The following is a 26,222-nucleotide window of genomic DNA, read 5'->3' on the forward strand; positions in this document are numbered from 1 at the left end:
CAGGCCGGTCTCGTCGAACCCGGCCATATCAGCGGCGGCGATGCGGTCTTTGACCTGGTCGAGGAACTTTTCCAGCCCGTCGGCGGCGCGGCGGGTCATGGTCGCGACGGTGCCTGCGGTGACCGGGGTACCGAACAGCTCGGCCAGCGCCTGGGCGGTACGTTTCTCGGACAGGAACTCCCCCGACATACCGGTAGAGGATGATCGCGGTGATCCGCGGCCCGTACCGCACTGGCGAGACCACGCCCTCGGGTGCGGTGCCGCGCGTGGTCGTCCCACCCGCGCAACGGCGGCTGATGAGCTGGTGTCCGGTCACCCGCACCGTGATCGGTGGCAGGTCGAACACCTGACGCCGTTTGATACCCACCTCGGGCGCGGGCCAGGTCCGCTCCGCATCCAGTACCGGGGCCGGGCTCGTGCCGCCTCCGCTCGTCCGGATTGCCAACCAGCGCCAACGGCGACCCCGGATGTCCCGGCTGACCGCCCGGCTTATGGCCGCTCTTACGGCGCGGCGACTTCGGCGCGGGCTTGGCAAACGGCGAGTCCGACGAAGGGAACTTCGACGAGTTCCGGCTGTTCTGCCCCAGCCGGCCCTTCAACTCCGCGTTCTCCGCTTCCATCGCCTCCACCCGCGCCGTCAACACCTCAACCATCGCCCGGAAGTCCGACACAACCGTCCGAAGCTGCGCGTTCTCCGCAGCAAGCTCCTCACCGGACGGATGCACATCGCCAGGCACAACACCATGATCGACGAACCAGGCGGAAGATCAACCCGCCACGCGTCAAAGGGCCTGACCAGTTACCGGCTCTCACAACTCTTGGAGTGTTTTCCTGATGTCGAGTGACAATGCGGAGACGAATACCTTCGAGGTTCCGATGGATGGGTCTTTCTTCCAAGACCCCTATAGTGTCTATCGGACATTGCGCTCACACGGCCCGGTACACCAGGTCCGAGGTCGTGGGGGCACCAACTGGCTGGTCGTTGGATACGACGCCATTCGAGCCGGGCTCACTGATCTGCGACTGAGCAAGAGTGGCGAGGCGTTTGCGAAGCGAGCGCACGCAAAGATGGGCGAGGTGACAAGCGAAGTCGTGTCCGACACCATGGCCCTGAACGATTCCTTCGCCTCCCTCGTACGCGAGGTGGTAGCACGTCATCTTGGATCGCCTGCCAACGGGAATCCGCGTGAGCGGTTCACCGAGATAGCCAACGCACTTCTTGATTCTGTCGCACGCCCGGAAGTTCCCGTCGATCTGGTGTCCCAGTTCGCGTTGCCCTATGCGGTTCGCGTGGCGAGCGAAGTGGCCGGGATTCCCGAACACGACCGAGCCGACTTCATCGAGTGGTTTCGGATCGACGCCATGTCCGACGACGATCGTTACACCGACAGAACTGTGTTCAAACAGATGCACAGACGGATCACCGGGCTGTTGACCGAGCGTCAAATCGAACCGCAGGAAGACCTGATCACCGCGCTTGCTGCCAAGATCACGTCTGGCGCGGGAGCGACCGAGGAGCACGTCGCCTCCAGCACGACGTATATCCTTCTACGGTGGGTCACCAATATTTGCGACTGTGTAGTCAACAGCTTCCATGATCTGCTGACGAACCCGAACCAACTGAAGAAGCTGCTTGATGACGACCTGCTGGTCGCTCCTGCCATCGACGAGTTACTTCGACTCAACGCTACGACTATCATGTCGGCGGCTCGAATCGCCACCGAGGATCTCCGCCTCGCCGGAGCGGACATCGCGGCGGGCGACGTCGTTTTTTTCGCGCTCGGCTCCGGCAATCACGACGACACCCACTTTGCCGACCCGGACGTCCTGGACGTGACCCGCTGCCCACAAGACCATTTCGGTTTTGGCCTCGGCCGACATCGCTGCCCGGCGATCGGCTACGCACAGCAACAGACCGAGACCGCGCTTCGGGTTGTTCTTCGACGCTTTCCGGCACTGCGACTGGCGGCGGATCCGGCTGAACTGGTGTGGTATGCCAGCGCCTTCCGTCACACGCTCAAGAGTCTCCCGGTGGTCCTGCGGCCATGAACAGCGCCCGATCGAACAGCACGACGGCCCACGAATTTTCTGGGCCGGCGTCCGCATGCCGGGACAAAGATGTCCCAGGTTCAGTGGATAGGAAGTAACATGGCCCTATGGCGGAAGCAGACCTGCACTCGGGCAAGGGACAGTGCCGAGCTCGACCGTGCTTTCCGAGCGATTGAGCGACTGACCGCCGTCGGCGCCACGCTGGGTGCACTCGAATGGCTGGCGATATCCAGGTCGATGGATGACAGGGGAGTGTTCGCATGGCCGATCCAACGCGGCAAGGGTCCTGGTGGTTGGGAAAAACAGCGTAAAATCCTTGACAAGATCCTGGCGCACCCATGGTTCACAGCCGTGTTGACAACCAGACTTCTCGCCTGCTTTCCGCTGTTGCTGCCCAATACCGGACACGGTACCCGCCGTGCCTGTTTGGGCATTATGGTGGCCAGTGATGCCGCGCTGGTCAGGCGCACCAGCTACGGCCTCGACGGCTCCGATGACATGGCTAAGATCAATTTCTGTGTCGCCCTGATCGAGAAGTTCTTTCGCGATGACCGGGACTCACGTGAGCTCGCGATTGCGTTCGCCGCTGCGCAGAGCTGCCTTTCGTACTTCGTCGCCGGTGCGGCAAAACTGACGTCTCCAACCTGGCGCAGTGGCGCGGCCATCTCCGGGATTACCCGTACCCGGGCATATGGCGACAGGTTTCTTTACCGAATCGTCAAGGACCGACCGGGCCTTGCCCGGCTCCTGGCGTGGCTGGTGATGCTCATCGAAACCCTGTTCCCGACGGTGTTGGTCGCGCCTGCCCCGATCGCACGGTTGATCTTGCTCAGCGGTGCCGGTTTCCACCTCGCAAACGCTCGATACATGGGCCTGCCCAGGTTCTTTTGGTCTTTTGTCGGCAGCTATCCAGCGGTCGCGTGGTGCGCCAAGAACGTGTTACCCCGACGGCATGAGAAGGGATCGGGCGCATCATGACGTCCGACCGCGGCAGTTCGTGGACTGCGAAGCTACACGCGTTCACGTTGCCAAAACTAGCATTGCATGTGGTGTTACCGACGTGGCTGGCCTTGACGTGCTTCAATCAGGTCGATGAGCCGATGTGGCTCATCAGACGAATCGATCCACATGGCGGAGCCATCCCTATGTGGCGGTTCTTCGCACCACGACCCGGAATGCATGATCACTACGTATTGTATCGGAACAGGATTTCGGAAAACCAGAACACCCCTTGGCAGGAGCTGTACGTTCCCGGTGAGCGACACTGGTCTCACATCACCTGGCTCCCGCGGCGGAGGCTGGACAAGGCAGTCCTGGATGCCGTAGCGGAACTACGTCGGTACGGTGACCGGACAACGGACATCGCGCAATTTCAGCTCACCGTTCCCTACCTGTGCCTGCTCAACATGGTGACGAACACGGCGACGCATCACACCGATGCCAGAGAAGTCCAGTTCGCGATAGCTCTGGCGGCCGGCTATGACGAAACAGAAGCGCCAGAGGTCGTTTTCCTGTCGGATTTCCATGCGCTGTCACCATCGTGATGTCGACCCCATCGGCGTGACGTGTTGATCTCGATGGAGGTGTGGGTGGAGCGCGGCGTTCCTATACCTGTCCGGCGGACAGCCGTGCGTGGAGTTGACGGCAGCGGGCCTTCCAGCCGGTCTCCGAGATGTCCTCCAGGCACCGGGCGAGCAGAGCGAGGGCTTCCGCCGTCACGTTTTCGGCGACGATCGCCTCCTCATGCCGTTCGAGGTTTTCGGCGATGCGGCGGCGCGTCCCGGCTTCGGCGACCGAAAGCAGGTTCAGCGCGGAGATTCCGGCGACCAGATCAAGGTTCAGCAGCGTCGGGATCAGCCTGCGGCCGATCCCGACGTCGTCCGCGGCGTTGGCGGTTTGGACGCACTGGGCGAGGAACTCCGGGTCCGCGGGGCGGTCACGATAGAGGTCGGCCAAGTGCTCGGCGGCGAGCCGCTGCACCCCTTGTTCGTCCGAGGAGAGCAGCTCCAGCGCTACCTCCGGGTCGACGCCACTGCTGGTGAGGGCGACCACCGCACGTTTCCGGATGTTCTTCTCCTCCAGTTCGTCGGTCGCGATCTTGATGGCGATCGCCTGCTCCTGCGCGTTGAGACGCTCGCCTTGGACGGCCAGACGGGCGATCGCGGCGCGCCGGTTGCGTTCTTGCTGTGCCTGCAGCGTGAGGTGGAAGAGGATCGCCAGTTGACGGCGCAGGATCTGGGGGAACGTGCCGTAGCTGAACGGGATGACGGTCAGCTGCCACGAGAACTCCATCTCGCGGATGGTTTCGAGCAGCAGACGATCGTCCTCGGCGCGCAGCTCGGTGGCGTCGGTGAGGCTGTTCCGCAGCACGTCGTACTTGGTGTATGTGCGGTCGAGGCAGAGAACGAGGAACGGTTTGCCCGCCGATCTCGCTTCCCGGAGTTCGGTGCTCCAGGTGATCTCGCCGTGCTTTTCGATGATCACGAACACGCACAGGTCGGCGGCCCGGACGGTGATCTGCGAGTTGCGCGACCAGCTCGAATCGGCGGAGTTCAGGTATTGGACGCCACCGGCGAGGTAGTGCAGGGGCTCCCCGCCGAAGCCGCCGATCACGTCGGCGAACTGATCCCGCACGTCGGCGGTGTCACTGGCTCCGCACAGCATGACTCTGAGCACGGCATCCCTTCGGCCCGGCGATCGACAGACCGGTAGTCGCGCGGGCCTGGACGGCCGTTACCGGGGAGGGGAACGAGAAGTCCCTGGCACGGGCGTTACCGTCTCCGGAGTCGGCCGATGCGGACGCGATCCACGGCTGTTCTTTCCTGCTCCCGAATCTTGGTTTGTCCGTCCCGGGCCGTTGCCATACCCACGGATCGCGTGCGTCGTCCTGGGAGACAAGGGCGGCACTGTCCTGGTCGACGACACTCTGGATCGATGCTGTCCACTTCCCGACAGGATTCCGGCACCGGCGGCGAGGACACTTCGACTTGCGGCATGCTGGCGACATGATTCACCCGGGAAAGCGGATTTTGGCCGTGCTCGCCGCGGCGCTGTTGACGTCCCCTGCCGCGGCTACGGCGGTTCCGCGCGACAGCGTGTTCTTCCGGGAGGACTTCGATCACCTGCCTCTCGGACAGGTCGAGGCAGCTCCCGCCTGGACCACCGACGTCGACGGCGGCAGCCTCCACATCGCACCCAGCGCGACCGGGCGCGGCCATGAACTGCGCATTCACACGGACGGGAACGGCCATGCGTTCCTTGTGGTGTCCGGCCTGACGCCGCCCGCCAACAGTTTCTGGGTTCGCTTGCGCCTGCGCGTGGCCGCATTCCCCACCGCACCCGACTGGGCCCACTGGACCGTTGCCGAGGCTTCCGGCTCCGGCTCGCCGACGTTGGTCCGCCCGCTTGGCGGCCAGTATGTGCCCGGCTCTGGCAGCAACTTCTGGGGAGTGGGGTCCGATTTGGGCCCCACCGGCGACTGGACCGCCTGGCAGGCTTCCGTGCCGGCCGTCGGCGGAAGCTGGCGGTGCGTGGAATTCCACCTCGACGCCAGCGACAACCGCGTCACCGTGTACCTGGACGGCATCGAACAGACCGCACTGGCAGTCTCCACGAAGCACCATGGCGGGACGTCGGACAACTTCGTCTTCCCGCGGTTCGACACCCTCAAGCTGGGCTGGCAGCTCTACCAGGCCGATCCGACGCCGTCGTCCTACGACGTCCAGGTGGATGACGTGATCATGAGTACGCAACGCGTGGGTGAGTGACCGTCCGATGAGGTCGGCGACCTGGCCGGCGACGCGGGTGGTGGCGGCGATGCCGGTGGGGTTGGTGAGGGGGTCACTCGCCGGTTTCCCGGCCGGCAGGCATGCACGTCTGTTCACGGACCTGTTCGCCAAAAAGCTTGACCAGCAATCGGCGGAACAACCGCCCTGGCACCGCACTTCCGTTTGCGAGCGTTCGTGGTCCCATGCGGCGGCCTCGGTCAGCCGGTGAAGTCCTTCGTGAAGCCCTGCCAGACAGCGTCGTAGTCCGGCTGCCGGTGGGCGGCCGAGGCGGCGGCGGAGGTGAGGCGCAGCGGCAGCCGGGTCTCGAACATGAAGGCGAGCGTGTTCTCGATCTTCTGCGGAACGAGTTCCCGGTTGCTTGCCTGGTGGTAGGTGGTGGCGTCCGGCCCGTGCGCCGTGAACGAGTTGTGCAGGCTCGCGCCGCCCGGCACGAAGCCGTCCGCCTTCGCGTCGTAGACGCCGCGGACCAGCCCCATGAATTCGGTCATGATGTTGCGGTGGAACCACGGCGGGCGGAAGGTGTCCTCTCCCACCAGCCAGCGCGGGGGGAAGATGACGAAGTCGGCGTTGGCCGTCCCGGGCACCTCACTCGGCGAGGTCAGCACCGTGAAGATGGACGGGTCCGGGTGGTCGAAGCTGATCGTGCCGATGACCATGAACCGGGACAGGTCGTACTTGTACGGGTGGTAGTTGCCGTGCCAGGCCACGACGTCCAGCGGCGAGTGGTCGTACTCCGCCGCCCAGAGCGCGCCGCCGTACTTCTGGACGACTTCGACCGTGCCGGCGATGTCGTCGAAGGCGGCCATGGGCGCGAGGAAGTCGCGGTGGTTCGCCAGACCGTTGGCGCCGAGCGGGCCGAGCTCGGGCAACGTCAACATCGCGCCATAGTTTTCCATCACGTAGCCACGGGCGTGGCCGTCCGGCAGCGCGACGCCCCACCGGAGACCCCGAGGCACCACGGCGATCTCACCCGGGCTCACCCGGAGTACGCCCAACTCGGTGCGCAGCAGCAGGATGCCGGATTCGGGGACAAGCAGCATCTCCCCGTCGGCATTGACGAAGTAGCGGTCCGTCATGGATTTCGTGGCCGTGTACTGGTGGATCGCGATGCCGGTCTGCGCCTCGACGTCGCCGTTGGCGGCGATCGTGAACAGGCCTTCGACGAAGTCCGTGGGGGTCGCCGGCGCGGGTGGCGGGTCCCACCGCAGACGGTTGGGGTTCAACGGCACCTCCCGCAGCGGCGCGGCCCGAAGGTCGCCGGGCCCGATGGGGACGAACGCCGAGTGGGCCGCCGACGGCAGTTGCCGGTACACCCAGGTCCGCCGGTTCATCCGGCGCGGTGCGGTGAAGGCGGTACCGCTGATCTGCTCCGCATACAGCCCGAGCGGTGCTTTCTGCGGGGAATTGCGCCCCACCGGGAGCGCACCCGGGACCGCCTCGGTGGAGTGATGGTTGCCGAAGCCCGAAAGATAGGACAGCACCGAATCCCCCGAATCCCCCGAATCCCCGGAATCCCCGGAATCCCCGGAATCCCCGGAATCCACTGTCGGACTCTGCGGGGTCGCAGGCTTCTCCTGTGCCGCGGTCATGGCCTCTCCTTCTTTCTCGTTCACGAGGTGCCGGTGGTTCCCGCCGGGAGCACGCGGCCACTCACCTGTCCGAAATCAACGCGACCACCGTCCGGTGCGGGCGCGGACGCCGAGACGGTGACCACGTCGTGGTCGTGGAGGTAACCCCGCCGCTCGCCGCCGGGCAGGTCGATCGGATCCTCACCGTTCCAGGTCAGCTCCAGGAAACAGTCATGGCCCGACCTGTCCCACGACGAGATCGTCCCGGTCCCGTGGAGATCGCCCGTTCGCGGCGAAGCGCCGTTCGACGTCAGGTGGGCGAGCTGCCGCGCCGGTGTCCAGTACACCGGGGCGAAGGCGGGAGTGGACACGAGGTGACCGCCGACCGGCAGGTGCCGCCAGTTCGGCTTGAGCGGCTCATCGCCCGGACGCAGGATCCGGCTGGCGTTGCTCGCGTGCTCGAGGGACGAGTGGAAATCGACGAAGTCCGCGACCTCGACCGGCAGGTGCGGCTTCACGTCGCGAACCGGGACGAGGTGGAACTCGAGGCGGGTGGGAACATCCGGACCCCGGGTGTCGAGCAGGTCGAGCACCGCCGCCCGGGTCGACGACCGCGCCTCGGGTCCGCGGGCGAGGAAGGGGTTCAGGCGAGGGGAGTCGACGATCGGGTCACCCAGGGCTCCGGCCAGATCCAGAACCATGTCGCCGACGGCGACGCCTGCTCGCGGCCGCTCGGTGCCGACCGAGAACACGCCGAACGGAAGGGAAGAGTGCGCTGGGTTCACAGATGTTTCCCGCCGTCCACGACGAAGGTGGTCCCGGTGGAGATCCGGAAGTGAGTGACCGCGCCGACGATGGCGACCGCCACGTCGTCCGGGTCGACGACGACCTGAAGCGGTGTCCCCGCCGCCTGGGCGACGACGGCCTGCCGCTCACGCCCAGGCACGAATCCCGTGTCGACGGCGGCGGGTGCCACACCGATCACTCTGATCGCGGGACCCAGCGCGCGGCCGAGCGACATGGTGAGGTTGTCGAGCGCGGCCTTCGCCGCGCAGTAGGCGACGTTGCTGCCCGAGGCCGTGCTCCCCGAGATCGACGACACGTTGATCACCACCGCGTCGCCCGTGCCCGCCAGCAGCGGGGCGAACGCCCGGACCGTGGCGAAGGGGCCGCGGACGTTGATCCGCATCAGCGAGTCGAACAGCTCGTCGTTCAGCGCCTCCAGGTCGGCGTGGGCGACCTTCCGCGTCGCGCCGGCCGAGTTGATCAACACGTCGCACCGGCCGTATTCGCGTTCGACGAGCTGCGCGACCTCTTCGAGTCGCCTCGAGTTCTCAACCGGCATCGATACCGGGCGATGGCCATCGCCCGGAAGGCGGGCAACGAGGTCGGCCGCCCGGTCCGTTCCGCGATGGAACCCGACCACGACCGATGCCCCCTGCGCGGCGAGCCGGCATGCCGCCGCGGCACCGATACCGCTGCTTCCGCCGGTCACCACGGCAACCTTTCCCGCCAGCGGCAAGGTCCCAAGGCCGCCGGGTCGTGCTTCACTCATCTTGATCACTCCATCCGCGCCGGGTCAGGCACCATGCACCGGCACCAGAGACGGTAGTTCGGGTAGTGCCCGGCGCCGATGAATGCGATCGACGGCTTGGCGAGAGGTCCTGGGTGCCGCGGTGGGTGATCCGCTGGATCTCGGAAACCCGGCGGCCGGTCCGTCCCAGTACCAGGGCCGTGGTCAGACCGACCGGGCCGGCACCGGCGACGATCACGTCGTGGTCGGCGACCTGGCGCTGAACAGGGGAATCAGACATTCCGATCCCTTCTGTGCGCGGATGCCTCTCGGCGAAGAGCGGTTGTCGCCCACGAAGGACGTTACGAATAGATGGCCGCACATCGGAACACCTTCGCGCACGATTCCGTGATGCGGCACGCCAGGTCCCAAGAAGCGGTACAGACCCTGAACTCCGTCGCGAACGCGCTGCGAGTCCTCAGTCTCGCCCACCAGGACGGTACGGTGACGCCGCAGGCGGAGCGCGTCGGCCGGGAGTTCGGCGGCCCGTTGGCGACCATGCGCGACTACGTCACCGGCATCGACGCCCCGACCTGGCCGCCCGCGCCGGAGACCGCCTGTCCGCGGATTCTCGGCGCGAACGGGTCGAAGACTTTCCAGCGAACAGAAGCCATCCCGCGCACCTGACGATCGTCACTCGGCCAGCAGGTCCTGCAGTTCCTGGACGGCCCGGGTGAGCTCGTCGGCGAAGCGATGCATCTCGTCGGCGACATGCCGGGGCGTGCTCAGGTAGATGTTCCAACGGTCCGGCAGCAGTACGTAGGCGACGCCGATGCACTGGGGGCTGGTTGAGCCGAACCCGAAGTACTGGATGTTGTGCGACGGTGCGGAACTGGTGCTCAGGTAGTCGTTCCGCATGATCAGCCAGCCTGGCGACGCGTACAGCGCCGGTACTTCGTCGACGCCACGCCGTTTCTGGATCCGCTGCAGCTCCCACAGGTGTTGTTCCGGCGCGTCACCCGCCTGGCACTCCTTCGCCCGCGCCGCGTGCTTCGCCGCCGCGGCACGGAAGGCCGCCCGCCGCGCGTCGGCGGACGTGTTCGGGTCCTCCACTGCCGCGACGAACGCCAGCACTTCGGGGGTGACGACACGCATCGCCTCGGTCCGGCCGTTGCGGTACTGCCGGGTCGCGATGGACTCGTAGGTCGCGCCGTTCAGGCCCTTGGCCCGCTTGTGCGCGAGCTGGTATGCCATCTGCGCGAAACCGTCCGGTGACATCCCCAGCTGCTTCGCGCGGTTGGCACCGAAGTCGAACGACACCGTCTTCGTGGCCGTCGCATCCGCGTACGCGGCGAAGGACTCTCCAGCCGTGCGAGCGTCTTCGCGCAACGCGTCGTCCAGTACGAACTTGACAGGCTCGAACGCCGGCACGCCTTCGGGCGCTTCGCGCGATGTCCGTTCTTCGCTCAGCAGCGCGTCGGTGAAACTGAGGATCGTGGTGCCGTCCAGCTCGCAGTGCTCGACGTTGATCCCCGCCGTGCCGTCCTCGAACACGACGAACGAGACGGCCTTGTCGAACCACCGGTTCCCACTGTCACCGTGCAGCAGCTTGTCGCACGCGTCCTGGGTGTCCGTCGGTGCGAAGTCCTCCAGGCAGAGACAGAACAGTGCCGTTTCGATGGCGTCGAGCGCCTCGGCGTTGCCCGCGGCCAGCAGTGCCGCCCTGCTCGACGCCCAGTCCGCTCGCGCCTTGGTGGTGAAATGCCCGACCGCGGTCGTGGGGTCGTCGACGACCTTGCCCGTCTTCACGATCGAACGCAGCCCGGCCGCCAGTTGCTCCGGGTCGTACGGTCGGCCGTCCGGCGCCAGTACGTCCATCCGGAACGGCGTGTTCCGGAAGAACACGAGGACGTGCCGCGCGTTCGAGGGACCCGGCCAGTCCTCGCGATACGGCGTGCGCGCGGTGTCCAGCACCTGGCCCGGGATCCGGGTCGCGGAGAAGAGGAACTTGTGCTGCACCATCGACTGCGGCTGCCCACGCAAGATCACCGGCGCGACCAGCTCGTCGTCGAGCTTGAGCTTGTAGTCCACCGCGGACGCGACCAGCTCGGCCGCGCGTTCGACCTGCCCGAGCGGGGACGGCTGGAACAGGAAGAAGAAGTTGGCGTTGAGCGCGATCCGGTCCCGGCGGCCGAGGTAGCGGTACCGCCAGAACGCGTCCAGCCAGCTGAGCACGCCCTCGGACCGGTCGTACGCCTCGAGCGTCGCCTGCAGTTCGTGGGCCGGGCTTTCCGGCGCCAGGAAGTCCGCGACGGCCGCTTCGGTCCGCGCGAGCTCGTCCGCGGTCAGCAGCGGCGTGCACCACTCGAGGAACCGGCGGCAGCTGCTCTCGAGCGTGGGCAACGGGACCCGGGGCAGGTTCTCCTCGTTGCCGAACGTGCGGGCGGACCACTCCGGACTGCTCACGGTCATCCTCGTTTTCACAGGGTGTTCAGGGTGGATGCGAGCCTGGTGGCGACCCCGCGCGGCCCCGACACGTAGAGCTGGGCGTACAGCCAGCCCTCCGTCTCCAGCCCCTGCGGATCCACCCCGGCCGCGGACAGCGTGTCCAGGATCCGCGTTTGCTCGTCCTCGGAGGCGAACCGCCGCTGCCTGAACACGCCGTGGATGCTAGCGGTCTCGTACCCCAGTTCTTCGGCGAGACTCGCCGCCACTGGTTCGTAGGAGAACATCCGCAGCACGAAATGCGCCATCCACGGCCGCGCGCCCCGCGCGACGCGGGTCAGCGTCTGCTCGGTGACGTACCCGACGCAGCCGGTGGAGACGACGAGGTCGACGTCGTCCAGGATGGCCTGCTGATCCTTGTCCGGGTCGTTCGCCTCGAGATCCGCGTGGATCGTCTCGTCGAGGAACCCCGTGGCGTGCGCGTACTCCAGCGCGGGCGCCGACGCGTCGAGGCCGACGAACCGGACGCTGTCGGCCCCCGCGTGCGACCGCACCAGCCGGCGGTCGCGCGTGAGCAGCGCGTCGTGATCCAGCGTGTCCGCTTCGGCGTAGTACTCGAACAGCTCGTCCATCGTCGTGTCGCACCGGTGCAGCGCCGCGTTGATGCCGTACGAGCACCCGACGTCGAGTACGGTCGGTTCGGCGGCGCGCCGGCCCGCGCGGTACACCTCGATCAGTTTCGTGAGATACGGCTTTGCCAGCTGGGGAATCTGATAATCGAGCCTGCGCAGAGTGCCGAAAAAAGCGCGAGGATCCGGTGCGGTGTAGATGTCGTCGAAGGAGATCTTGCCGGTCGAGTCGAAGGACATGGGGGGCAGCTCCTGACGTCAGTCGAGCAACTTGTCGCCGCGCACGGCCTCGGCGAGGTGTTCGGGCAGAACCCGGCCGAAGAGCTGTCTCGTCCGCGCCGGGCTGCCGATGACTCCAGGACCTTCACTGTAGGCGAAGATCGCCGAATGACGGGCGATGGTGCCCTCCACCGTGCTGACCCGGTGCAGCGAATACCGGCCGCGGAACAGCTGAAGATCGCCGGGACGCAGATCGAGTCGACGCACGAGATCGCTTCCCCCGGCCAGCACGGCCCGGACGTCGCCGAAGTTTTCGCTGGTGGCGGATCGGATGTTCGGGCAGTACTCGAAGCGTCCACCGCCGTCCGCCTCCTGGATGAGCATGCTCACGGTGAACTCGTTCGTGTCGAAGTGCCACGGGTGCGCGCGGCCCGGCGCGATCACGTTGAGCGTGAGCCCGGACAGCGGGTCGGCGAGCTCGTGCAGTTCGGGCAGACCGAAGCAGTCGGCGACGAACCGCTGGAACACCGGGCTGGTGTAGAGCTGCTGGATGATCGCGGTCGCCGGGATACGATCGCGTGTCACGAAGGCGTTGCCGCGTTCCATGATGATGCGACCGGGGTGGTGGTCCGGCAGCGGCGTGTCGAGCGCGATGTTGTAGGCGTTGACCCGTTCCACCGTGGCGTACGCATGCGGCGCGAGGGCGGCGCACTCGGCGCGCAGGATGCTTTGCAACTCCGTGCGGATGAAGCCCTTCACCACGCTGCAGCCGACTTCCCGCAGCTCGGCCCGGGTGCGGTCAACGATCTCCCGCCACGCCGCGCCGCCCGGTTCGGTGAGCGGGTAGCTGCCGGTGTCAACGAGGTCGAGTGCGGTCACGACTTCGGAGATGCTCATCGACGTCCTCTCGCGGGGTGGAGCTGCCCTGCTTACCCTGGTCGTGGAAAACGTGTAGCACAGGATTCGTTCGGGTGACCCTGAGTTTGTGACCGGTCACACTGCGATCGCGGCCCCGCCTCCGGCCGTGCGGGCGACCGGGGTTCGCGTCCCCCTGGCTCCCACCGCCGGTGTTGACCTGGTGTTTCTGGTTGTCCCTGGTTATCCGGCGACGCACTCTCGCCGGGCTGCGCCTATCCCGATTTTATCGGGCGCCGCGAACGCGGAACTCGCCCGCCGTGAATGATCCTTCTATGTCAGGCGGTTTGTGTTTGTTGGTCTTGGTTTTGTTCACAGGCGACCACCGCGATGCTTCGAAAGGCCCTCGCCGAGCTGTCGCTGGAACTGCAGCAGGCCCACGAGGAGCTGGCCGAACTCAGCGGCGTCACTCGGCTGCCTGTCGCAAGTGACATGCCGACGCAGCCCTGACCAGCAACTGGACTTCGACCCAGCTCGGCAAGCCGCCGACGCGGCGAGATGATCACCGTACGAACGGGAGTTTGGTGTGCCCAACGACCTCGTCGTCACCACATTGCCCGCGCGCGTGCTGATGTCGCTCAAGCCCGAGTACTACGAACTGATGTGGCAGGGCCTGAAGACCCACGAGTTCCGCCGCCGCTATGGCAAAGGCCAGCCGACCACCTGGTAGGTGTATCTGACGGCGCCGGTGTCGAAGCTGATCGCGGTGATCGACCTGGACGAGGCCGTAGCCGGCCCGCCACGATCGCTTGCTGACATCGCCGAACGTGCCAACCCGGGGAACGGCGAGTCCGTCTACGCCTACCTCCACGACGTCGAACTGGCCCACGCGATGCCGATCCGCACGATCCGCGAGTACCCCGGCTTCACCGCTGACGAGCTGGCCACGATGCTGGACGGGTTCCAGCCGCCACAGGGCTACACGCTGATCGACAAGCACGAAGACCGGGCGCGCGTGTGCGACCAGCTCACCCGGGTGCCGGTCGTCCGCGAGCTTGTCATCCAGCACCCAACGTGGACGGGTGGCCAGACGCTCAGCTGGTGAGTGAGAGGGGCGTGGGGCTGAACCGGCCGGAGAGCAGGTCGTCGAGCAGGGCAGGCAGTTCCGCGGGCAGGAGCTTGTCGCCGCACTGCCGCAGCTCGTCGGCCGGCCACCAGCGGCGTTCGATCAGCCCGGCCTTCTCGTTCTCGGTGGGCTGGAGCGCGACCTGCGGCACGGTGGTGGGGGTGCGGCCGAGGAACACGTGCTCGATGTGGTGGTGGTCGCGGCCCTTGTCGCGGAACCGGGATTCCCGCACCCACAGTTCGCGGCCGAGGGCGGGGAGCAGGATTCCGGTCTCCTCGGCGACTTCGCGGCGGGCCGCGGCCTGGAGGTCCTCGCCGTCGTCCAGGCCGCCGCCGGGCAGTTCCCACCAGTGGTGTTCGGAGTCGGCGGGGTCAAGGGCGTGGATGAGCAGTACGCGGTCGGCGGGGTCCAGCAGAAGGACGCGGGCGCCGATGCGGGGCGTGACGGTGCTGGTCGGGACAGACATCCTGCGGCTGGTCCTCGCGGTCTCGGCTGACGGGGCGTGTGCTCCGGCAGAACCGGCCGGTCAGAACAAGGTGGGCTCCGGCTCGGCAGGCGTGGCCGCCGTGGCGGGGTCCGACGTTAGCAGCGCACCGGTGGCGGTCAGCATCAGGCGCACGGCGAGTCCCGAATGGTCGGTGAGTCGGGAGCCGTCTTCGGTGAGTTCCCTGGTCTCGTGGACGTACTCGCAGCCGGTGAGCCGCTCGGCCAGGGCGGCTGAGCCACGGTGAGGATGACCGACAGGTCCGGCCGGTAAACGCCGTGGTTGAGCTGCCACACCACCTCCGCCGACAACCCGTCAAGACCTTGCAGCACCAGCGAGGACGCGACGTAACGGTCGCACACCACAACCTGGCCCTCGCGTAGTGCGGGCACGATCTCGGTGGCGAACTGGTGATGCCGGTCGGCCGCGCACAAGCAGGCCAGGGCCATCCCGTGGTAGGTGCCGTGCCGGGCCGGGCCAGCTCGCCCAGCGGCGCGCGGGACGGCTGCGTCGTCGCGTGCACCGGCACCCCGGCCGCGGTCAGCGTCTCGGCGACCGACCTCCTGCAATGGGTACCTGCTCACCACCGAACGCGTCGCCGACGCCGCCCTCGAAGGCCGGCTGCCCGGCCAGGGCCTGCGCAAGATCGACCTCGCCGAGGACTACCAACCCGCCTGGAGATCGTCACCGGCATCTTCGCCCGCAAGGGCGAACGTGACCGCTACGCCGCCGACCACCCGCTCAACCTGCTGTGGAACGCCTTCGCCGAAGCGACACCGACCCGAGCCATCCCCTCGGCCCTACCGGGCTGACAGGTCGTCGCGCTCCGTGGCCCGCCCAAGATGCAGGCCGACGGCCGTTTCGGGAAACACTTGTCCCTGTCAGTCGCCGCGACGATGATCGCTTGCGTTCCCGACAGCTCCACACCCGACACTCGACCGCATCGCGGTGTCGATGGAGAACTCCCGCCGGGCGATCTTCGCCAGCAGGAACGCAGCGGTCTGGACCAGGTTCGTGCCCAGGTGTGGGGCGCCGTTGATTTGGGTGCCGACGACGAACTCGATCCGCCCGGCCGGGAAGCCAACACGCGGGGACGGAGGAGGTCGATCGAGCGCGGCAGTGCGTTGGCCAGCACGCTGTTCGGTGAGAGCAGCAGCTGTGACTTCCCTGATTTCCCGGTGCGGAACAACGTGATCACACTCCCCGGTCGCGGTTTGCGTTGGCGCGCAACGCCTGTCACGCTCCTCGGCTGGGTTTGGGCAGGCGCAGGTTGGAGCAGATGAAGTCCAGACGGGCTTCGGCCGAATCGGGGGCGACGACCACTGGCTCGTAGCCGGCGTCGTAGTAGCCGTGCACGATCAGCTCGTGGACCCGGCGGATCTCGCGGTCCTTGGCCCAGACGATGTCGTCGGGGGCCTCGAAGGTGTCCAGCGGGTCGAGCACGAAGGTCGCGTCGTGGCGATAGGCGCTGGGTGGCCTCCTCCAGCTGCGGGTCTGGCTTGAGCCCGAAGAAGCCCTCCCAGCCGTAGTCGTCGGGGATGCCGCGGTTGTAGAACCTGCTCCCGTGCTTGTGGGCGGTGTGTTCGGCGATGAAAGCCTCCAGCACCTCCAGGGAGTACTCGCGCCGGTCCTCCCGCCGCAGGTGCCGGCCCAGCCGTTCGCGATGCTTGCGGTAGATCTCCCGGCCCGGTTCCTCGGCCGACGATCCGGTCGGCGCCCCGTCCGGGTCCCGCGACAACGGCAATCAGGTCGTACTGACCGACCCGCTGGAGCTCCCCGGTGGTCTGGTGTTCCACGACGGCGCGGCACACGTGTCCAATTGTCGTGTTTGCGCCGGCGGGGGCAGCATCCTGCGTATCGATCTGCACCGACGGTAAGGACCTGGACCGAAGACGACGATAGAAGGAGAGATGGGGTTGCGCCCCACCTGTCCTCATCCGCTATCGCACAAATCGCATCGGGATGTACTGGTCGTACAACCGTTGATCGGTAGCCGTGAAGTCGGCGCGGGTGACAATCGCACACCGCACGGTGACGCCACAGACGGTTCCGTCGGCGATTTCGGGTTTGAGATTGAGGGTGGTGAGGAATGAACCTCCTGGCGCGTAGGGGATGGTTACGCCCGGCGTGCCGGTACCGGTGTTGGTGATTCGCCGGGCGGAGCCGTCAGTGGATTGGCGTCCGCCGAGGCAGGGTGTGGGAAGGGCGGTGTACGTCGAGGCGTCACCAACGTGGACGCTGTCGGGGATCACGCAGAACGCGAGGAAAATGCCCTGCGCGGTGTTGTAACCCGTACCTCTGACCACCACGGTGCCACCGGCGGCCGGGAGGATCGTCGGGGCTGCGAACAGCTTCAGGTGAAAGGTGGTGCCCTCAGCGGTGACTGTGCGTTCGGCGTGGCCCGCCAGGGGGCTGGCGTTCGCGGGTGCGGCCTGAGCACAGACAAGCGCGAGACCAGCCGAGACGACGGCGAAGGCGCGGCGCAGGTGCTTGTTCGTAGGGAGACGCATCGGGGAGGAAATCCTTTGTTCGCGTATTTTTTTGTAACTTACTAAGGAGACCCTAAGTTTCTGGACTACCACACTTGACTTGACCAGCGTAGATGCGGTTTTTCGAGCCCAGAAAGGTCATTTCCTCTTAGTACTACCACAGGTTCTGGCGGTAGTCGATGCGGATCCACCGGTTCCGATTTGTGCGGATGAGCCCGCGCGGCGACGGGTCGGACGGATGCTCGATCCGGCGCGGGCCAACCTGCGCGACATTCCGCGGCCGTGAACACCCGGAAGTTATGAGCACCCGCCGTCGCCTTGCGCTCCGTCACTGGTGTGCGATACGCCGGATCTCATCGATCAACGCCGCCTGCTCGAGCGTTCCCGGCTGCTCGAAGGGTTTCTCGTCGTTGACGGCGTCGGCGAAGGCGTCGAGGGCGCGGGCGAACTGGTGGTCGGCGCGGAGTGTGAGCTCTTCCCGGTGGTCCTGCCGCTCGATCCGGAGAACCGGGCAATGCGTCTCCGGTGGGGTGAAAGCGCGGTCGAGTGAGATCCGGCCGGTGCTGCCGGAAAAACTGTAGCGGTTCCGGTACGAATGTTCCATGCCGAACGTCAGCTGTGCGGGAATTCCATCCGGTGTCGAGAGGAGGATTCCGCCGGATATCACGACGTCCCGGTCGGGGTGCCGGCGGAAAACGGCGCCGGCCGTCCGGAGGTCGTTTCCGAGGAAATGAAGCGCCGCGCGGACCGGATAGCCGCCGATGTCGAGGAAGGCCCCGCCGCCCACCTCGCGCTGGTACCTGATGTCGTTGCCGGTTTTGGGCGGGATGGTGAAGGAACTGGAAAAACCCCGCAGCTCGCCGATGGTGCCGTCGGCGATCAGCTTGGCCACGACGGCGTGCTGCGAGTGGTGGAGGAACATGTAGTTCTCGAAGAGCACGAGATCGCGCGAGCGGGCCAGGGCGACCAGGTCGCTCGACTCCCGGTGAGTGCCGGACATCGGTTTCTCGACCAGCACGTGTTTGCCTGCCGCCAGGCACCGTGCGGCCCAGTGCGCGTGCAGCATCAGAGGCAAGGGAATATAGACCGCGTCCACGTCATCGTGTTCCACGATCGCGTCGTAGCCTTCGAACGGAGTACCGCCGAAACGGTCGGTGAAGGTCGTGGCGCGCCGTTCGTCGCGGCTGGCGATCGCGACGATGTCGATCCTCGGATCGGTGGTCATCGCCGGCAGCATCCGCCGCCACGCGATATCGGCGCAGCCGAGGATTCCGAACCGTAGCCGCCGGCCGGTTTCACGACTTTTCACCGGGGAAGGTTAGCAAGGCCGGGCGCAGCTCGACAGGCCACGCGAGCACGGTTCGACTGCGGAATGCCCGCGCTTGAACGCGCCGTTGCGGCTGCCGGACCGTCGCCGTTAACGTCGATTCGCGTTCCGGGCTCTCACTGTCCAAAGTAGATATTTTCGCGGGGGATCGTCGGCAATCGGAGGTGGCGGTGGACGTCGGACAGCTGCAACCGCGGGCCAAGAAGGCGGCCGAGCGCGCCCTTACCCACCTTTACGACAGGCAGCGGGAGGACGGGTCGTGGGTCGACCGGCTCAGCTCGTCGACGATCGCGACCTCGCTCGGTGCGCTCTGCCTGGCCCGTGCCGACACGGTCGCCTACCGCGACCGGATCGACGCCGCGGTGCGGTGGCTGCTGGCACACCAGCGGGCCGACGGCGGCTGGAGCATGGCCGACGCCGAAGCGCCGAGCAGCCCCGGCATGACCGCGTTCGGGATCGCGGCACTGCACGAGACAGCGCGCGAAAGCACGAGCGACGCCATCGATCGCGGGTGGAAGTTCCTCGACGACAACGACGCGACGAACGTGATTCCCGGTCTCAACGGCGACGCCCCCAAAACCTGGCCCGCGGCGCTGCCCACCATCTGGGGACTGGTCGGCCTGCGGGACTTCCAGCAGCAACCCGACCAGCCGGTCGAGGTGATACTGCTACCGCCGCGGCTCCGCAACAAGGTGTCGATCGCGCTGCCGGCGATCCTGGGACTCGGCGTCATGCAGAGCCGGACCATGCACCGCGGCCCCATCCGGAAGATTCTGGGCCGGGTGGCCGAGCCGCTCGCGCTGAACTGGTTGCGCGAAGTCTCCGGCACCAACGGCGGCATCGAGGAGTGCCCGATGATCGCCGGGTTCGTCTACCTTGGACTCCGCGAGGCCGGCGTGGCCACCGACCTCCAGCTCGGCTCGCTGCGGTACCTGCTGGAAACGCAGCGCGAGGACGGTTCGTGGGCCATCGACCGCGACCTGGAGATCTCGGTGACCGCTTATTCGATCATGGCGCTCAGCGAGTTCCGGGACGTGGCGGAGGAGCCGCTCCTGAAACCCACGAGGGAATGGTTGCTGCGAACCCAGTGGAACAAGCCGTTCAGCCCGCTGGGCCTGCCCGCCGGCGGGTGGGGCTGGGCGCTGCCGTCGGGATGGCCGGAGTCCGAGGACACCGCGGTGGTCCTCGGGGTGCTGGCTGACCTGGGGGTGCCCAGGACGCATCCGGCCGTGCGACTCGGCATAGCCTGGCTGGAGAACCAGCAGAACCGGGACGGTTCGTGGTCGGAATGGGTGCGCGACTCCTCGATCATGAACGATCGGCCGTGCCCCGGGGTCACCGCGCATGTTCTGATGGCCTTGCAACGTTTCGGGGAGCCGGCCTCGCCGGGCACGCCCATCGCCCGCGGCCTGGCCTACCTGCGCAAGCACCAGGAGCGCGACGGGTCCATCGCCTCGGTCTGGTTCCGGGACAACGTGCACGGCACGAGCCGGTTGCTGGAAGCCTGTGTGGACACCAGGAACGGCCGCGGCCCCGAGGCCGAAGCCGCCCGGCGATGGCTGCGCGAGAACCAGGCCGCCGACGGAGGCTGGCCGCTGTGCCACGAGCTGCCGCCGGAGGGAAGTACCGCGGAGGAAACGGCATGGGCGCTGTTCGCACTGTTGAAAGGCGGTGAGGACCCGGTGAGCCCGGTCGTGCTCAAGGCCGTCGAGTGGCTGCTCACGCATCAGGACGACGCGGGAACGTGGCGGCCCAGCAACGTCGGATTGTACTTCGACGACCTGTGTTACACCGACGACCTGATAGCCCACACCTTCTCGCTGCGTGCGCTCGGGCGCTGGCTGAACCTGGTTTCGCGAGGCGAGGAACGGTGAACCACGGTTCGCTGCCGCCGGGCCCGCCGTTGCCCGCGTTCCTGCAGACGATCATGTGGGCGGTGGCGCCGACGAAGTTCGGCAAGGCGTGTATGGACCGCTACGGGTCGCTTTTCACCGCGCGCATCCTCGGTTTCGGAAGCATCGTCTACATCTGCACGCCGGACGGCATTCGGCGGATCCTTCGGGACGACGCGGACAACTTCGACGCGGCCGCGGCCAACAAGTCGATCAGGTTCCTCGTCGGGGACCATTCCCTGCTCATGTCCGAAGGTGCCGCGCACACCCGGAGGCGCCGGGTGCTGATGCGGCCGCTGCACGGCGACAACGTGGCGGGCTACGTCGAGCTCATGGAGTCGATCGTCGAGCAGGAGATCCGGCGGTGGGCCGGGAAGTCCCGGATCAGGCTGCTGGAGCGCTTCCAGCGGGTCACGCTGGAAGTGATGATGCGGGCGGTGTTCGGGATAACGGACTCGTCGCGGCTGGACCGGCTGCGGGTGCTCGTTCCCCGGCTGCTCGACATCAACCCGCTGATCATCCTGCTTCCCGCGTCGCGGCGGCGGTTCGGTGGTTTGGGCCCGTGGGCGGCCTTCCAGCGGCTGCTGGCGGAGGTCGACGAAATCATCTTCGCCGAGATCGCCGAGCGGCGGGCCGCCGGCGGTCACCAGGGCGCCGACGTCGTGTCGATTTTGCTGGCACGCTCGGACGAAGACGCCGTGAGCGACCAGGAGTTGCGCGACCATCTGGTCACGCTGCTCGCGGTCGGCCAGGAGACCACGGCCACCCAGCTGGCGTGGTTTTTCGAACGCGTGCTCAGGACACCGGATGTGCTCGACCGGGTCGTGACCGCGGTCGGCACGGGGGACTGGAAGTTCGTGGACGCGGCGATCCACGAATCGGTTCGGGTGCGACCAACCACAATGGACCTGGGCCGGGTGACCAAACAGGTCTGGCAAGCGCATGGATACGCTTTCCCGCCGGGCACCATGTTCGCGGTCTCGCTCGGGCTGCTGCACCTTTCGCCGGACCTGCACGAGCGGCCGGGCGACTATTCGGTGGACAGGTTCTACCCGGCGGAGCCGCCCAGCACGCATTTCCTGCCCTTCGGCGGGGGAAGCCACCGGTGCCTGGGCGCGTCGCTGGCCATGGTCGAGATGCGCACGATCATCGGCACGATCCTGCGGCACGTGCGGCTCGGCCCGGCCCGGTGGCGGGCGGAGCGGATCTCGCCCAAGGGGCCGATGCTGGTGCCGGCCCGCGGCACCGAAGTCGTGGTCGTGGAAAACCGCCTGACCGAACGGGAGCCGGCATGGACAGCCCGGTGAGCGAGCGGGAGGTGCGGTCCTTCCCGTTTCCGTCCGCGCCCGGGCTGAAGCTGGAACCCGAATACGAGACGCTGCAACGCGACGAGCCGGTGAGCCGCGTGGTCTTCCCCTACGGCGAGCCCGCGTGGCTGGTCACCAGGTACGCCGACGTGCGGACCACATTGTCGGATCCCAGGTTCTCGCGGGCGTCTTCCCTGGAACGGGACGTGCCCCGGGTCACCGCCGAGAACTTCAGCGGTGGGATCGTCGCGATGGATCCGCCGGAGCACACCAGGGTGCGGGCGGTGTGCCGGCGCGCGTTCACCCCGAGGACCATCGCGCGGCTGCGTGAACGCGCGACCACCATCGCCGTCGACCTGCTTGAGGACGCGGTGACGGCCCCGGAATTCGACGGTGTCGAGGACTTCGCGCTCCCCTTCACCCTCAAGATGGTCTGCGAGTTGCTCGGCGTCCCCTACGAGGATCGTCACCAGTTCCGGCACTGGGCCGAAGCCGGCCTGGCGACGACCTCGATCTCGGAGGACGAGCGGTGGCGCGCGACCGGGAACATGTGGGACTACGTGGCCCGGCTGGTCGCGGATCGCCGGCGGTCGGCGCGGGACGACCTGATCTCCGCCATGGTCGCATGCCAGGCCGAGACCGCGACGGTGTCCGATGAGGAACTCGTGATCGTGGTGATGACCATCCTGGTCGCCGGCTACGAGACCACCTCGACGCAACTGCCCAATTTCGTCTACCTGCTGCTCGAAGACCCGGCACGCTACCAGGCCCTGGTCGGTGAACCGGAGGTCATCCCGTCGGCGGTGGAAGAACTGATGCGGTACGTACCACTCGAAGCCAACGGCGCGTCGCCGCGATACGCGACGGAAGACGTCGTCCTGTCCGGAACTCTCATCGAGGCGGGCTCGCCCGTGGTCGCCGCGACGGTGATCGCCAACCGGGACCCCGCGGTCTTCCGCGAACCCCACCGGCTCGACTTCCGCCGGGAGCCCAATCCCCACTTCGGGTTCGGCATCGGTGCCCACTTCTGCCTCGGCGCCCCGCTCGCCCGGCTGGAGTTGCGGGTCGCGCTGGAGGTGCTGACCGCGGCCCTGCCCGGTCTGCGGCTGGCCGATCGGGAATCCGCGGTCGGGTGGAAGGCCGGGATGTTGGTCCGCGGTCCTTCGAAGCTGGTGCTGACGGCCGGCACGGGCGATCCGAGAGGAGCGAAAACCTCATGACATCAGCCGAGCCACCCCCGGTCGAACGCTTTCGCCCGGCCGATCTGGAACGCGACTGGGGCAGGCTCCGGTCCACCTGCCCGGTCTCGAAGACCACGACACCCGACGGCACGGACGTCTGGCTCGTCACGAGATACCACGACATCCGGTCGGTGCTCGGCCGCCAGGTGTTCCGGGTGACGCCGCTGGATTCCGACGTGAGCACCGAAACCGGAGAAGGCAACGAATCGATCTTCCAGGATCCGCCCGAGCACACCCGCCTGCGCGGGCTGGTGGCGGGCCCGTTCGCGGTGGGGCGGGTCGGGAAGTACCGGGCGGCGATCCGGGCGAAGGCGGACGAGCTGATCGGCGCCATGCTCTCCTCGGGCGAGGCGATCGACATCATGGCCGATTTCTCCAAGCCACTGACCATGAACGTCATCTCGGACGTGGTGGGCGTGCCCGGGCCGGACCGCGCGATGTTCCAGCGGCTGTCCGACCAGTTGCTGGTTCCGGTGTCCGAGGCGCAGGGCGTGGTGGCGCTGGAAGGCTGGCGGCAGCTGAACGAGTACGTGCGGTCGCTGATCGCGCACCGCCGCCGAACCGCCGGAGGGCGGGGCGGCGACCTGCTCGCGCACATGATCCGCGTCCAAAAAGAGGACGCGTCGCTGACCGACGTCGAGCTGACCACGATGGTGCTCGGGCTGCCGGTGGCCGGCTATGTCAGCACGGCGAACGCGATCGCGGTGGCCGTGCGGCACCTGGTCGAAGACAAGTGGCTCGACGAACTGCGGGTCTGTCCGGACCGGCCGGCGCTGCTGAAGTCGTTCGTCGAGGAGGTTCTCCGGTTCCAGTCGGGCGACAACGGCGAGTCGATGCCGAGGTTCGCCGCGGAGGACGTGCGGGTGTGCGACGAGCTGATCCGGAAGGGGGACATGGTGGTGGCGCCGCTGGTGGCCGCCAACCGCGACGACGAGCTCTTCGACCAGCCCGGCTCGTTCGATCCACGGCGGCCCGGGCTCGGGCGGCATCTGGCGTTCGGGTTCGGTATCCACCGTTGCCTGGGGGCGAATCTTGCCCGGCTGGAACTGCAGTGCGCGGTGGCGGCACTGGTGGATTCCGGGCTCGGCTTCGAAATGCTGGAAAGCTGGGATTCGGTTCCCTGGGAGGTCAACATGCTCGGGGACCGGTTCCCGGTGCGGTTGCTGGTGAGCGCATGGCAGACCGAATACGGAACGAGGAACCGTGAACGCACAACCTGAGCAGCTCACGAAAACGTGGAGTTATCCCTTCGCGCGTGAATCGATCATCGATCCGGCACCCGCGCTGGCCCAGCTGCGGGAGTCGGCGCCGATCCACAAGGTCCGCCTGGCCACCGGTGGCGACGCCTGGCTGGTCACCCGGTACGAGGACGTGCGGGCGCTGCTGGGGAGCCCGGCGTTCGGCACCCAGTATCCGGGCTCGGTGCCGACCGTCGACGCGGAAAATCTCGCCGGCGGCTTCATGTTCCTGAAGGATCCCCCGGAACACACCAGGTTGCGCCGGAGCGTGAGCCGGGTGTTCACCGTCCGCCGGGTCGCCGCCCTGCGGGAGCGGGCCGAGGTGGTCGCCGCCGGTCTCGTCACGACGATGGTGGAAAAAGGGCCGGTGGTGGACGTGCAGGAGGAATTCGCCTACCCCCTGCCGATCGCGATCATCTCCGAATTGCTCGGTATTCCGGAAAGCGACCGTGCCCGGTTCCGGCGCTGGGCCGACATCGTGCTGCGTGCGGTCGGCGGCGGGGAAGGGTTCGGGGAGGCGTTCGCCGATCTGCAGAAGTTCGTCGTGGCGCTGGTGGAGTCGAAGCCCGACGGGCCGGACCTGCTCAGCGAGCTCGCCGGGCAGTCGGGCGAACCCGGGGGGCTCAGCCGGCTGGAGATCGCGTCCATGGCGATGGGCTTGCTGATGGCAGGCTACGTGACCACGGCTTCCGCGATCTCGCACGGTTTGCTGCGGTTGTTCCGGAACCCGGCCGTGCCGGCCGGGATCCGGGCCGGCGAACTCAGGATCACCGACGTGGTCGAGGAATTGCTTCGCCTCCAGGACGAGGAGGTCGGGATCAATCGCATCGCGCTGGCCGATGTGGACGTCTGCGGCGTCCGGGTCCGGCGGGGCGAGACGGTCATCGCCTCACGGGTGGGTGCGAACCGCGACCCACGGGCGTTCCGGGACGCCGAATCGTTCACTGTGGACTCGCCGTCAGGCCAGCATCTGGCCTTCGGCCACGGAATCCACCACTGCCTCGGCGCGGCGCTCGCCAGGATGGAGCTGGAGGTGGCGTTCGGCACGCTCCTGACCAGGATCCCGGGACTTCGCCTGGCGGTGGCGTTCAGCGAAGTGGAATGGAGCGCCGACGGGATGGATGTGAACATCGACCGGCTCCCGGTCGCCTGGTAGGAATCGAAGGGTTTTGACCATGACAACGAACGAAACCAGCGTTGTGCCCCGCGTCAGCAGGCCGTACGACCAGGAAGAACTCGACGACGCCGTGCGGAACCGGGGCGCGGTGATCCTGTCGGAGGCCTACTCGCGCGAACAGTGCGAGACCTTTCTGTCCCAGATCGAGGACTACCTTCGCGAGCATCCGGAGGAGGCGGAGTACGCGGCGAGTTCGGTCCTCGGCTACTTTCAGGGAGAAACCACTTCCACCCTGCATTCGCTGGTCGGCACCATTCCGTGCGCGGCCTCGATGGTTCTCCAGCGAGACATCGTGGGCTGCGCACGCAGGGTGCTGAAGCCGCTTTCGGACACGATCCTGCTGACCATCGCGGAGTACATGGCCCGCCATCCGGGAGTGGAACGTCAGCAGTTGCACTGTGACACCTTTTCCTGGCGGCACGTCCCGGGCGGGGAGAATCCGATCGCGCTGACCGTGATGGCCGCGATGAGCGACTTCACCGCGGAGAACGGCGCCACCTGGGTCGTCCTCGACAGCCACGGCGGTCCGCCTGACGTGCCGGCGCCGGACTGGAGCGCCGCCGTGCAGGCGGAGATGCGCCAGGGTGACGCGCTGCTGTTCCGGGCCGACCTGTTCCACGCGGGCGGGGCGAACACCACCGAGTCGGACGTGCGCCGCATCTTCTCGATGGGATTCCAGGTGGCCTGGCTGCGCACGGTGGAGAACAGCACGCTCAGTGTTCCACCGCCGAAGGCGGCGGAACTCGAACCCGAGCTCCAGGAACTGCTGGGGTATTCGAACGAACTGGTGCTCGGCCTGTACAAGGGCGGCGATCCGAAGAACTCGTTGAAGCTGGTCTGAGCCCCGGTATCCGGGCGGTGGTGAAGGGAGGGTC

At 67.1% G+C, this 26,222-nt stretch carries 26 protein-coding genes and 2 pseudogenes; 14 read left to right on the forward strand and 14 right to left on the reverse strand.

From position 1 onward, the window contains the following. Positions 1 to 3 precede the first annotated feature (3 nt). A pseudogene (locus VJT49_RS34245) lies at positions 4 to 189 on the reverse strand (IS66 family transposase); the annotation flags it as partial. Between the two features lie 11 nt (positions 190 to 200). Here VJT49_RS34245 and VJT49_RS34250 point away from each other — a divergent pair. Continuing rightward, positions 201 to 350 carry a hypothetical protein gene (locus tag VJT49_RS34250; RefSeq protein WP_324169286.1) on the forward strand — a complete coding sequence of 50 codons (150 nt, stop codon included), beginning with the start codon at positions 201 to 203 and terminating at the stop codon, positions 348 to 350. Positions 351 to 470: 120 nt separating this feature from the next. Here the strand turns inward: VJT49_RS34250 and VJT49_RS35640 are convergent. Then, positions 471 to 737, reverse strand: a pseudogene (locus tag VJT49_RS35640) (DUF6444 domain-containing protein); the annotation flags it as partial. 340 nt (positions 738 to 1,077) lie between these two features. Here VJT49_RS35640 and VJT49_RS34260 point away from each other — a divergent pair. The 3 genes from VJT49_RS34260 (at position 1,078) to VJT49_RS34270 (ending at position 3,593) form a co-directional block, all read left to right on the forward strand. Next, complete coding sequence (locus tag VJT49_RS34260; protein ID WP_324169142.1) at positions 1,078 to 2,049, forward strand: cytochrome P450; 972 nt, start codon at positions 1,078 to 1,080, stop codon at positions 2,047 to 2,049. Between the two features lie 99 nt (positions 2,050 to 2,148). Continuing rightward, positions 2,149 to 3,027, forward strand: a complete 879-nt coding sequence (locus tag VJT49_RS34265; RefSeq protein WP_324169143.1) for a hypothetical protein — start codon at positions 2,149 to 2,151, stop codon at positions 3,025 to 3,027. Then, complete coding sequence (locus tag VJT49_RS34270; RefSeq protein WP_324169144.1) at positions 3,024 to 3,593, forward strand: hypothetical protein; 570 nt, start codon at positions 3,024 to 3,026, stop codon at positions 3,591 to 3,593. Before VJT49_RS34265 ends, VJT49_RS34270 begins: the two co-directional genes overlap by 4 nt. Before the next feature lie 61 nt (positions 3,594 to 3,654). Here the strand turns inward: VJT49_RS34270 and VJT49_RS34275 are convergent, their stop codons facing one another. Then, positions 3,655 to 4,725 (reverse strand): hypothetical protein, encoded by a 1,071-nt coding sequence (locus VJT49_RS34275; protein ID WP_324169145.1) that lies wholly within the window; start codon positions 4,723 to 4,725, stop codon positions 3,655 to 3,657. 359 nt (positions 4,726 to 5,084) lie between these two features. Between VJT49_RS34275 and VJT49_RS34280 the strand changes: the two genes are divergently transcribed. Beyond that, positions 5,085 to 5,816, forward strand: coding sequence for a hypothetical protein (locus tag VJT49_RS34280; protein ID WP_324169146.1), 732 nt, complete (start codon positions 5,085 to 5,087; stop codon positions 5,814 to 5,816). 218 nt (positions 5,817 to 6,034) lie between these two features. Here VJT49_RS34280 and hmgA read toward each other — a convergent pair whose 3' ends face one another. Genes hmgA through VJT49_RS34295 form a run of 3 tightly spaced genes read right to left on the reverse strand, consistent with a single transcriptional unit; the run spans position 6,035 to position 8,960 of the window. Then, entirely contained in the window at positions 6,035 to 7,426 is a 1,392-nt protein-coding gene (gene hmgA / locus VJT49_RS34285; protein ID WP_324169147.1) for a homogentisate 1,2-dioxygenase, read from the reverse strand. Positions 7,427 to 7,446: 20 nt separating this feature from the next. Next, positions 7,447 to 8,190, reverse strand: a complete 744-nt coding sequence (locus VJT49_RS34290; RefSeq protein WP_324169148.1) for a hypothetical protein — start codon at positions 8,188 to 8,190, stop codon at positions 7,447 to 7,449. Further along, positions 8,187 to 8,960 carry an SDR family oxidoreductase gene (locus VJT49_RS34295; RefSeq protein ID WP_324169149.1) on the reverse strand — a complete coding sequence of 258 codons (774 nt, stop codon included), beginning with the start codon at positions 8,958 to 8,960 and terminating at the stop codon, positions 8,187 to 8,189. Before VJT49_RS34295 ends, VJT49_RS34290 begins: the two co-directional genes overlap by 4 nt. Before the next feature lie 330 nt (positions 8,961 to 9,290). On the opposite strand from VJT49_RS34295, the gene VJT49_RS34300 reads away from it, so the two are divergent. Next, positions 9,291 to 9,605, forward strand: coding sequence for a hypothetical protein (locus VJT49_RS34300; RefSeq protein ID WP_324169150.1), 315 nt, complete (start codon positions 9,291 to 9,293; stop codon positions 9,603 to 9,605). A 6-nt stretch (positions 9,606 to 9,611) separates the two neighbouring features. Here the strand turns inward: VJT49_RS34300 and VJT49_RS34305 are convergent, their stop codons facing one another. Genes VJT49_RS34305 through VJT49_RS34315 form a run of 3 tightly spaced genes read right to left on the reverse strand, consistent with a single transcriptional unit; the run spans position 9,612 to position 13,108 of the window. Continuing rightward, positions 9,612 to 11,390 (reverse strand): choline/carnitine O-acyltransferase, encoded by a 1,779-nt coding sequence (locus tag VJT49_RS34305; RefSeq protein ID WP_324169151.1) that lies wholly within the window; start codon positions 11,388 to 11,390, stop codon positions 9,612 to 9,614. Positions 11,391 to 11,398: 8 nt separating this feature from the next. Then, positions 11,399 to 12,232, reverse strand: a complete 834-nt coding sequence (locus VJT49_RS34310; RefSeq protein WP_324169152.1) for a class I SAM-dependent methyltransferase — start codon at positions 12,230 to 12,232, stop codon at positions 11,399 to 11,401. A gap of 18 nt (positions 12,233 to 12,250) precedes the next feature. Then, positions 12,251 to 13,108 (reverse strand): HalD/BesD family halogenase, encoded by an 858-nt coding sequence (locus tag VJT49_RS34315; RefSeq protein WP_324169153.1) that lies wholly within the window; start codon positions 13,106 to 13,108, stop codon positions 12,251 to 12,253. 544 nt (positions 13,109 to 13,652) lie between these two features. Here VJT49_RS34315 and VJT49_RS34320 point away from each other — a divergent pair. Both VJT49_RS34320 and VJT49_RS34325 read left to right on the forward strand, forming a co-directional pair. Continuing rightward, a complete protein-coding gene (locus VJT49_RS34320) occupies positions 13,653 to 13,796 on the forward strand; it encodes a hypothetical protein (protein ID WP_324169154.1) in 144 nt (47 codons plus the stop codon). Further along, positions 13,797 to 14,171: a hypothetical protein gene (locus VJT49_RS34325; protein ID WP_324169155.1), complete on the forward strand. Its 375-nt coding sequence runs from the start codon at positions 13,797 to 13,799 to the stop codon at positions 14,169 to 14,171. Here VJT49_RS34325 and VJT49_RS34330 read toward each other — a convergent pair. From VJT49_RS34330 to VJT49_RS34350, 5 genes are all read right to left on the reverse strand, one after another. Next, a complete protein-coding gene (locus tag VJT49_RS34330; protein WP_324169156.1) occupies positions 14,161 to 14,658 on the reverse strand; it encodes an NUDIX hydrolase in 498 nt (165 codons plus the stop codon). The genes VJT49_RS34325 and VJT49_RS34330 overlap by 11 nt on opposite strands. A gap of 143 nt (positions 14,659 to 14,801) precedes the next feature. After that, positions 14,802 to 15,260: a hypothetical protein gene (locus VJT49_RS34335; protein WP_324169157.1), complete on the reverse strand. Its 459-nt coding sequence runs from the start codon at positions 15,258 to 15,260 to the stop codon at positions 14,802 to 14,804. Between the two features lie 652 nt (positions 15,261 to 15,912). Further along, on the reverse strand, positions 15,913 to 16,119 hold the full coding sequence (locus VJT49_RS34340; protein ID WP_324169158.1) for a hypothetical protein: 207 nt from the start codon (positions 16,117 to 16,119) through the stop codon (positions 15,913 to 15,915). A gap of 497 nt (positions 16,120 to 16,616) precedes the next feature. Beyond that, complete coding sequence (locus VJT49_RS34345; protein WP_324169159.1) at positions 16,617 to 17,258, reverse strand: hypothetical protein; 642 nt, start codon at positions 17,256 to 17,258, stop codon at positions 16,617 to 16,619. Between the two features lie 235 nt (positions 17,259 to 17,493). Next, a complete protein-coding gene (locus tag VJT49_RS34350) occupies positions 17,494 to 18,474 on the reverse strand; it encodes a Gfo/Idh/MocA family oxidoreductase (protein ID WP_324169160.1) in 981 nt (326 codons plus the stop codon). A 188-nt stretch (positions 18,475 to 18,662) separates the two neighbouring features. Here VJT49_RS34350 and VJT49_RS34355 point away from each other — a divergent pair, with 188 nt between their 5' ends. Genes VJT49_RS34355 through VJT49_RS34380 form a run of 6 tightly spaced genes read left to right on the forward strand, consistent with a single transcriptional unit; the run spans position 18,663 to position 26,188 of the window. After that, positions 18,663 to 20,366 carry a prenyltransferase/squalene oxidase repeat-containing protein gene (locus VJT49_RS34355; protein ID WP_324169161.1) on the forward strand — a complete coding sequence of 568 codons (1,704 nt, stop codon included), beginning with the start codon at positions 18,663 to 18,665 and terminating at the stop codon, positions 20,364 to 20,366. Next, on the forward strand, positions 20,363 to 21,691 hold the full coding sequence (locus tag VJT49_RS34360) for a cytochrome P450 (RefSeq protein WP_324169162.1): 1,329 nt from the start codon (positions 20,363 to 20,365) through the stop codon (positions 21,689 to 21,691). The genes VJT49_RS34355 and VJT49_RS34360 overlap by 4 nt, the downstream gene beginning before the upstream one ends. Then, positions 21,676 to 22,911, forward strand: a complete 1,236-nt coding sequence (locus VJT49_RS34365) for a cytochrome P450 (RefSeq protein ID WP_324169163.1) — start codon at positions 21,676 to 21,678, stop codon at positions 22,909 to 22,911. Before VJT49_RS34360 ends, VJT49_RS34365 begins: the two co-directional genes overlap by 16 nt. Continuing rightward, positions 22,908 to 24,152: a cytochrome P450 gene (locus VJT49_RS34370; RefSeq protein ID WP_324169164.1), complete on the forward strand. Its 1,245-nt coding sequence runs from the start codon at positions 22,908 to 22,910 to the stop codon at positions 24,150 to 24,152. Before VJT49_RS34365 ends, VJT49_RS34370 begins: the two co-directional genes overlap by 4 nt. After that, positions 24,136 to 25,326 (forward strand): cytochrome P450, encoded by a 1,191-nt coding sequence (locus VJT49_RS34375; RefSeq protein WP_324169165.1) that lies wholly within the window; start codon positions 24,136 to 24,138, stop codon positions 25,324 to 25,326. The genes VJT49_RS34370 and VJT49_RS34375 overlap by 17 nt, the downstream gene beginning before the upstream one ends. A gap of 19 nt (positions 25,327 to 25,345) precedes the next feature. Further along, on the forward strand, positions 25,346 to 26,188 hold the full coding sequence (locus tag VJT49_RS34380; RefSeq protein ID WP_324169166.1) for a phytanoyl-CoA dioxygenase family protein: 843 nt from the start codon (positions 25,346 to 25,348) through the stop codon (positions 26,186 to 26,188). Positions 26,189 to 26,222 lie beyond the last annotated feature (34 nt).

It is taken from the genome of Amycolatopsis sp. (genome assembly GCF_035276945.1).
Lineage (GTDB): Bacteria > Actinomycetota > Actinomycetes > Mycobacteriales > Pseudonocardiaceae > Amycolatopsis_E.

Excerpts from the sequence above, each read along its gene's own strand:
- VJT49_RS34250 (WP_324169286.1), top strand. The coding sequence starts at position 201 with ATGATCGCGGTGATCCGCGGCCCGTACCGCACTGGCGAGACCACGCCC.
- VJT49_RS34265 (WP_324169143.1), top strand. The coding sequence starts at position 2,149 with ATGGCCCTATGGCGGAAGCAGACCTGCACTCGGGCAAGGGACAGTGCC.
- VJT49_RS34270 (WP_324169144.1), top strand. The coding sequence starts at position 3,024 with ATGACGTCCGACCGCGGCAGTTCGTGGACTGCGAAGCTACACGCGTTC.
- hmgA (WP_324169147.1), bottom strand. The coding sequence starts at position 7,426 with ATGACCGCGGCACAGGAGAAGCCTGCGACCCCGCAGAGTCCGACAGTG.
- VJT49_RS34295 (WP_324169149.1), bottom strand. The coding sequence starts at position 8,960 with ATGAGTGAAGCACGACCCGGCGGCCTTGGGACCTTGCCGCTGGCGGGA.
- VJT49_RS34300 (WP_324169150.1), top strand. The coding sequence starts at position 9,291 with ATGGCCGCACATCGGAACACCTTCGCGCACGATTCCGTGATGCGGCAC.
- VJT49_RS34305 (WP_324169151.1), bottom strand. The coding sequence starts at position 11,390 with ATGACCGTGAGCAGTCCGGAGTGGTCCGCCCGCACGTTCGGCAACGAG.
- VJT49_RS34310 (WP_324169152.1), bottom strand. The coding sequence starts at position 12,232 with ATGTCCTTCGACTCGACCGGCAAGATCTCCTTCGACGACATCTACACC.
- VJT49_RS34315 (WP_324169153.1), bottom strand. The coding sequence starts at position 13,108 with ATGAGCATCTCCGAAGTCGTGACCGCACTCGACCTCGTTGACACCGGC.
- VJT49_RS34330 (WP_324169156.1), bottom strand. The coding sequence starts at position 14,658 with ATGTCTGTCCCGACCAGCACCGTCACGCCCCGCATCGGCGCCCGCGTC.
- VJT49_RS34365 (WP_324169163.1), top strand. The coding sequence starts at position 21,676 with ATGGACAGCCCGGTGAGCGAGCGGGAGGTGCGGTCCTTCCCGTTTCCG.
- VJT49_RS34370 (WP_324169164.1), top strand. The coding sequence starts at position 22,908 with ATGACATCAGCCGAGCCACCCCCGGTCGAACGCTTTCGCCCGGCCGAT.
- VJT49_RS34380 (WP_324169166.1), top strand. The coding sequence starts at position 25,346 with ATGACAACGAACGAAACCAGCGTTGTGCCCCGCGTCAGCAGGCCGTAC.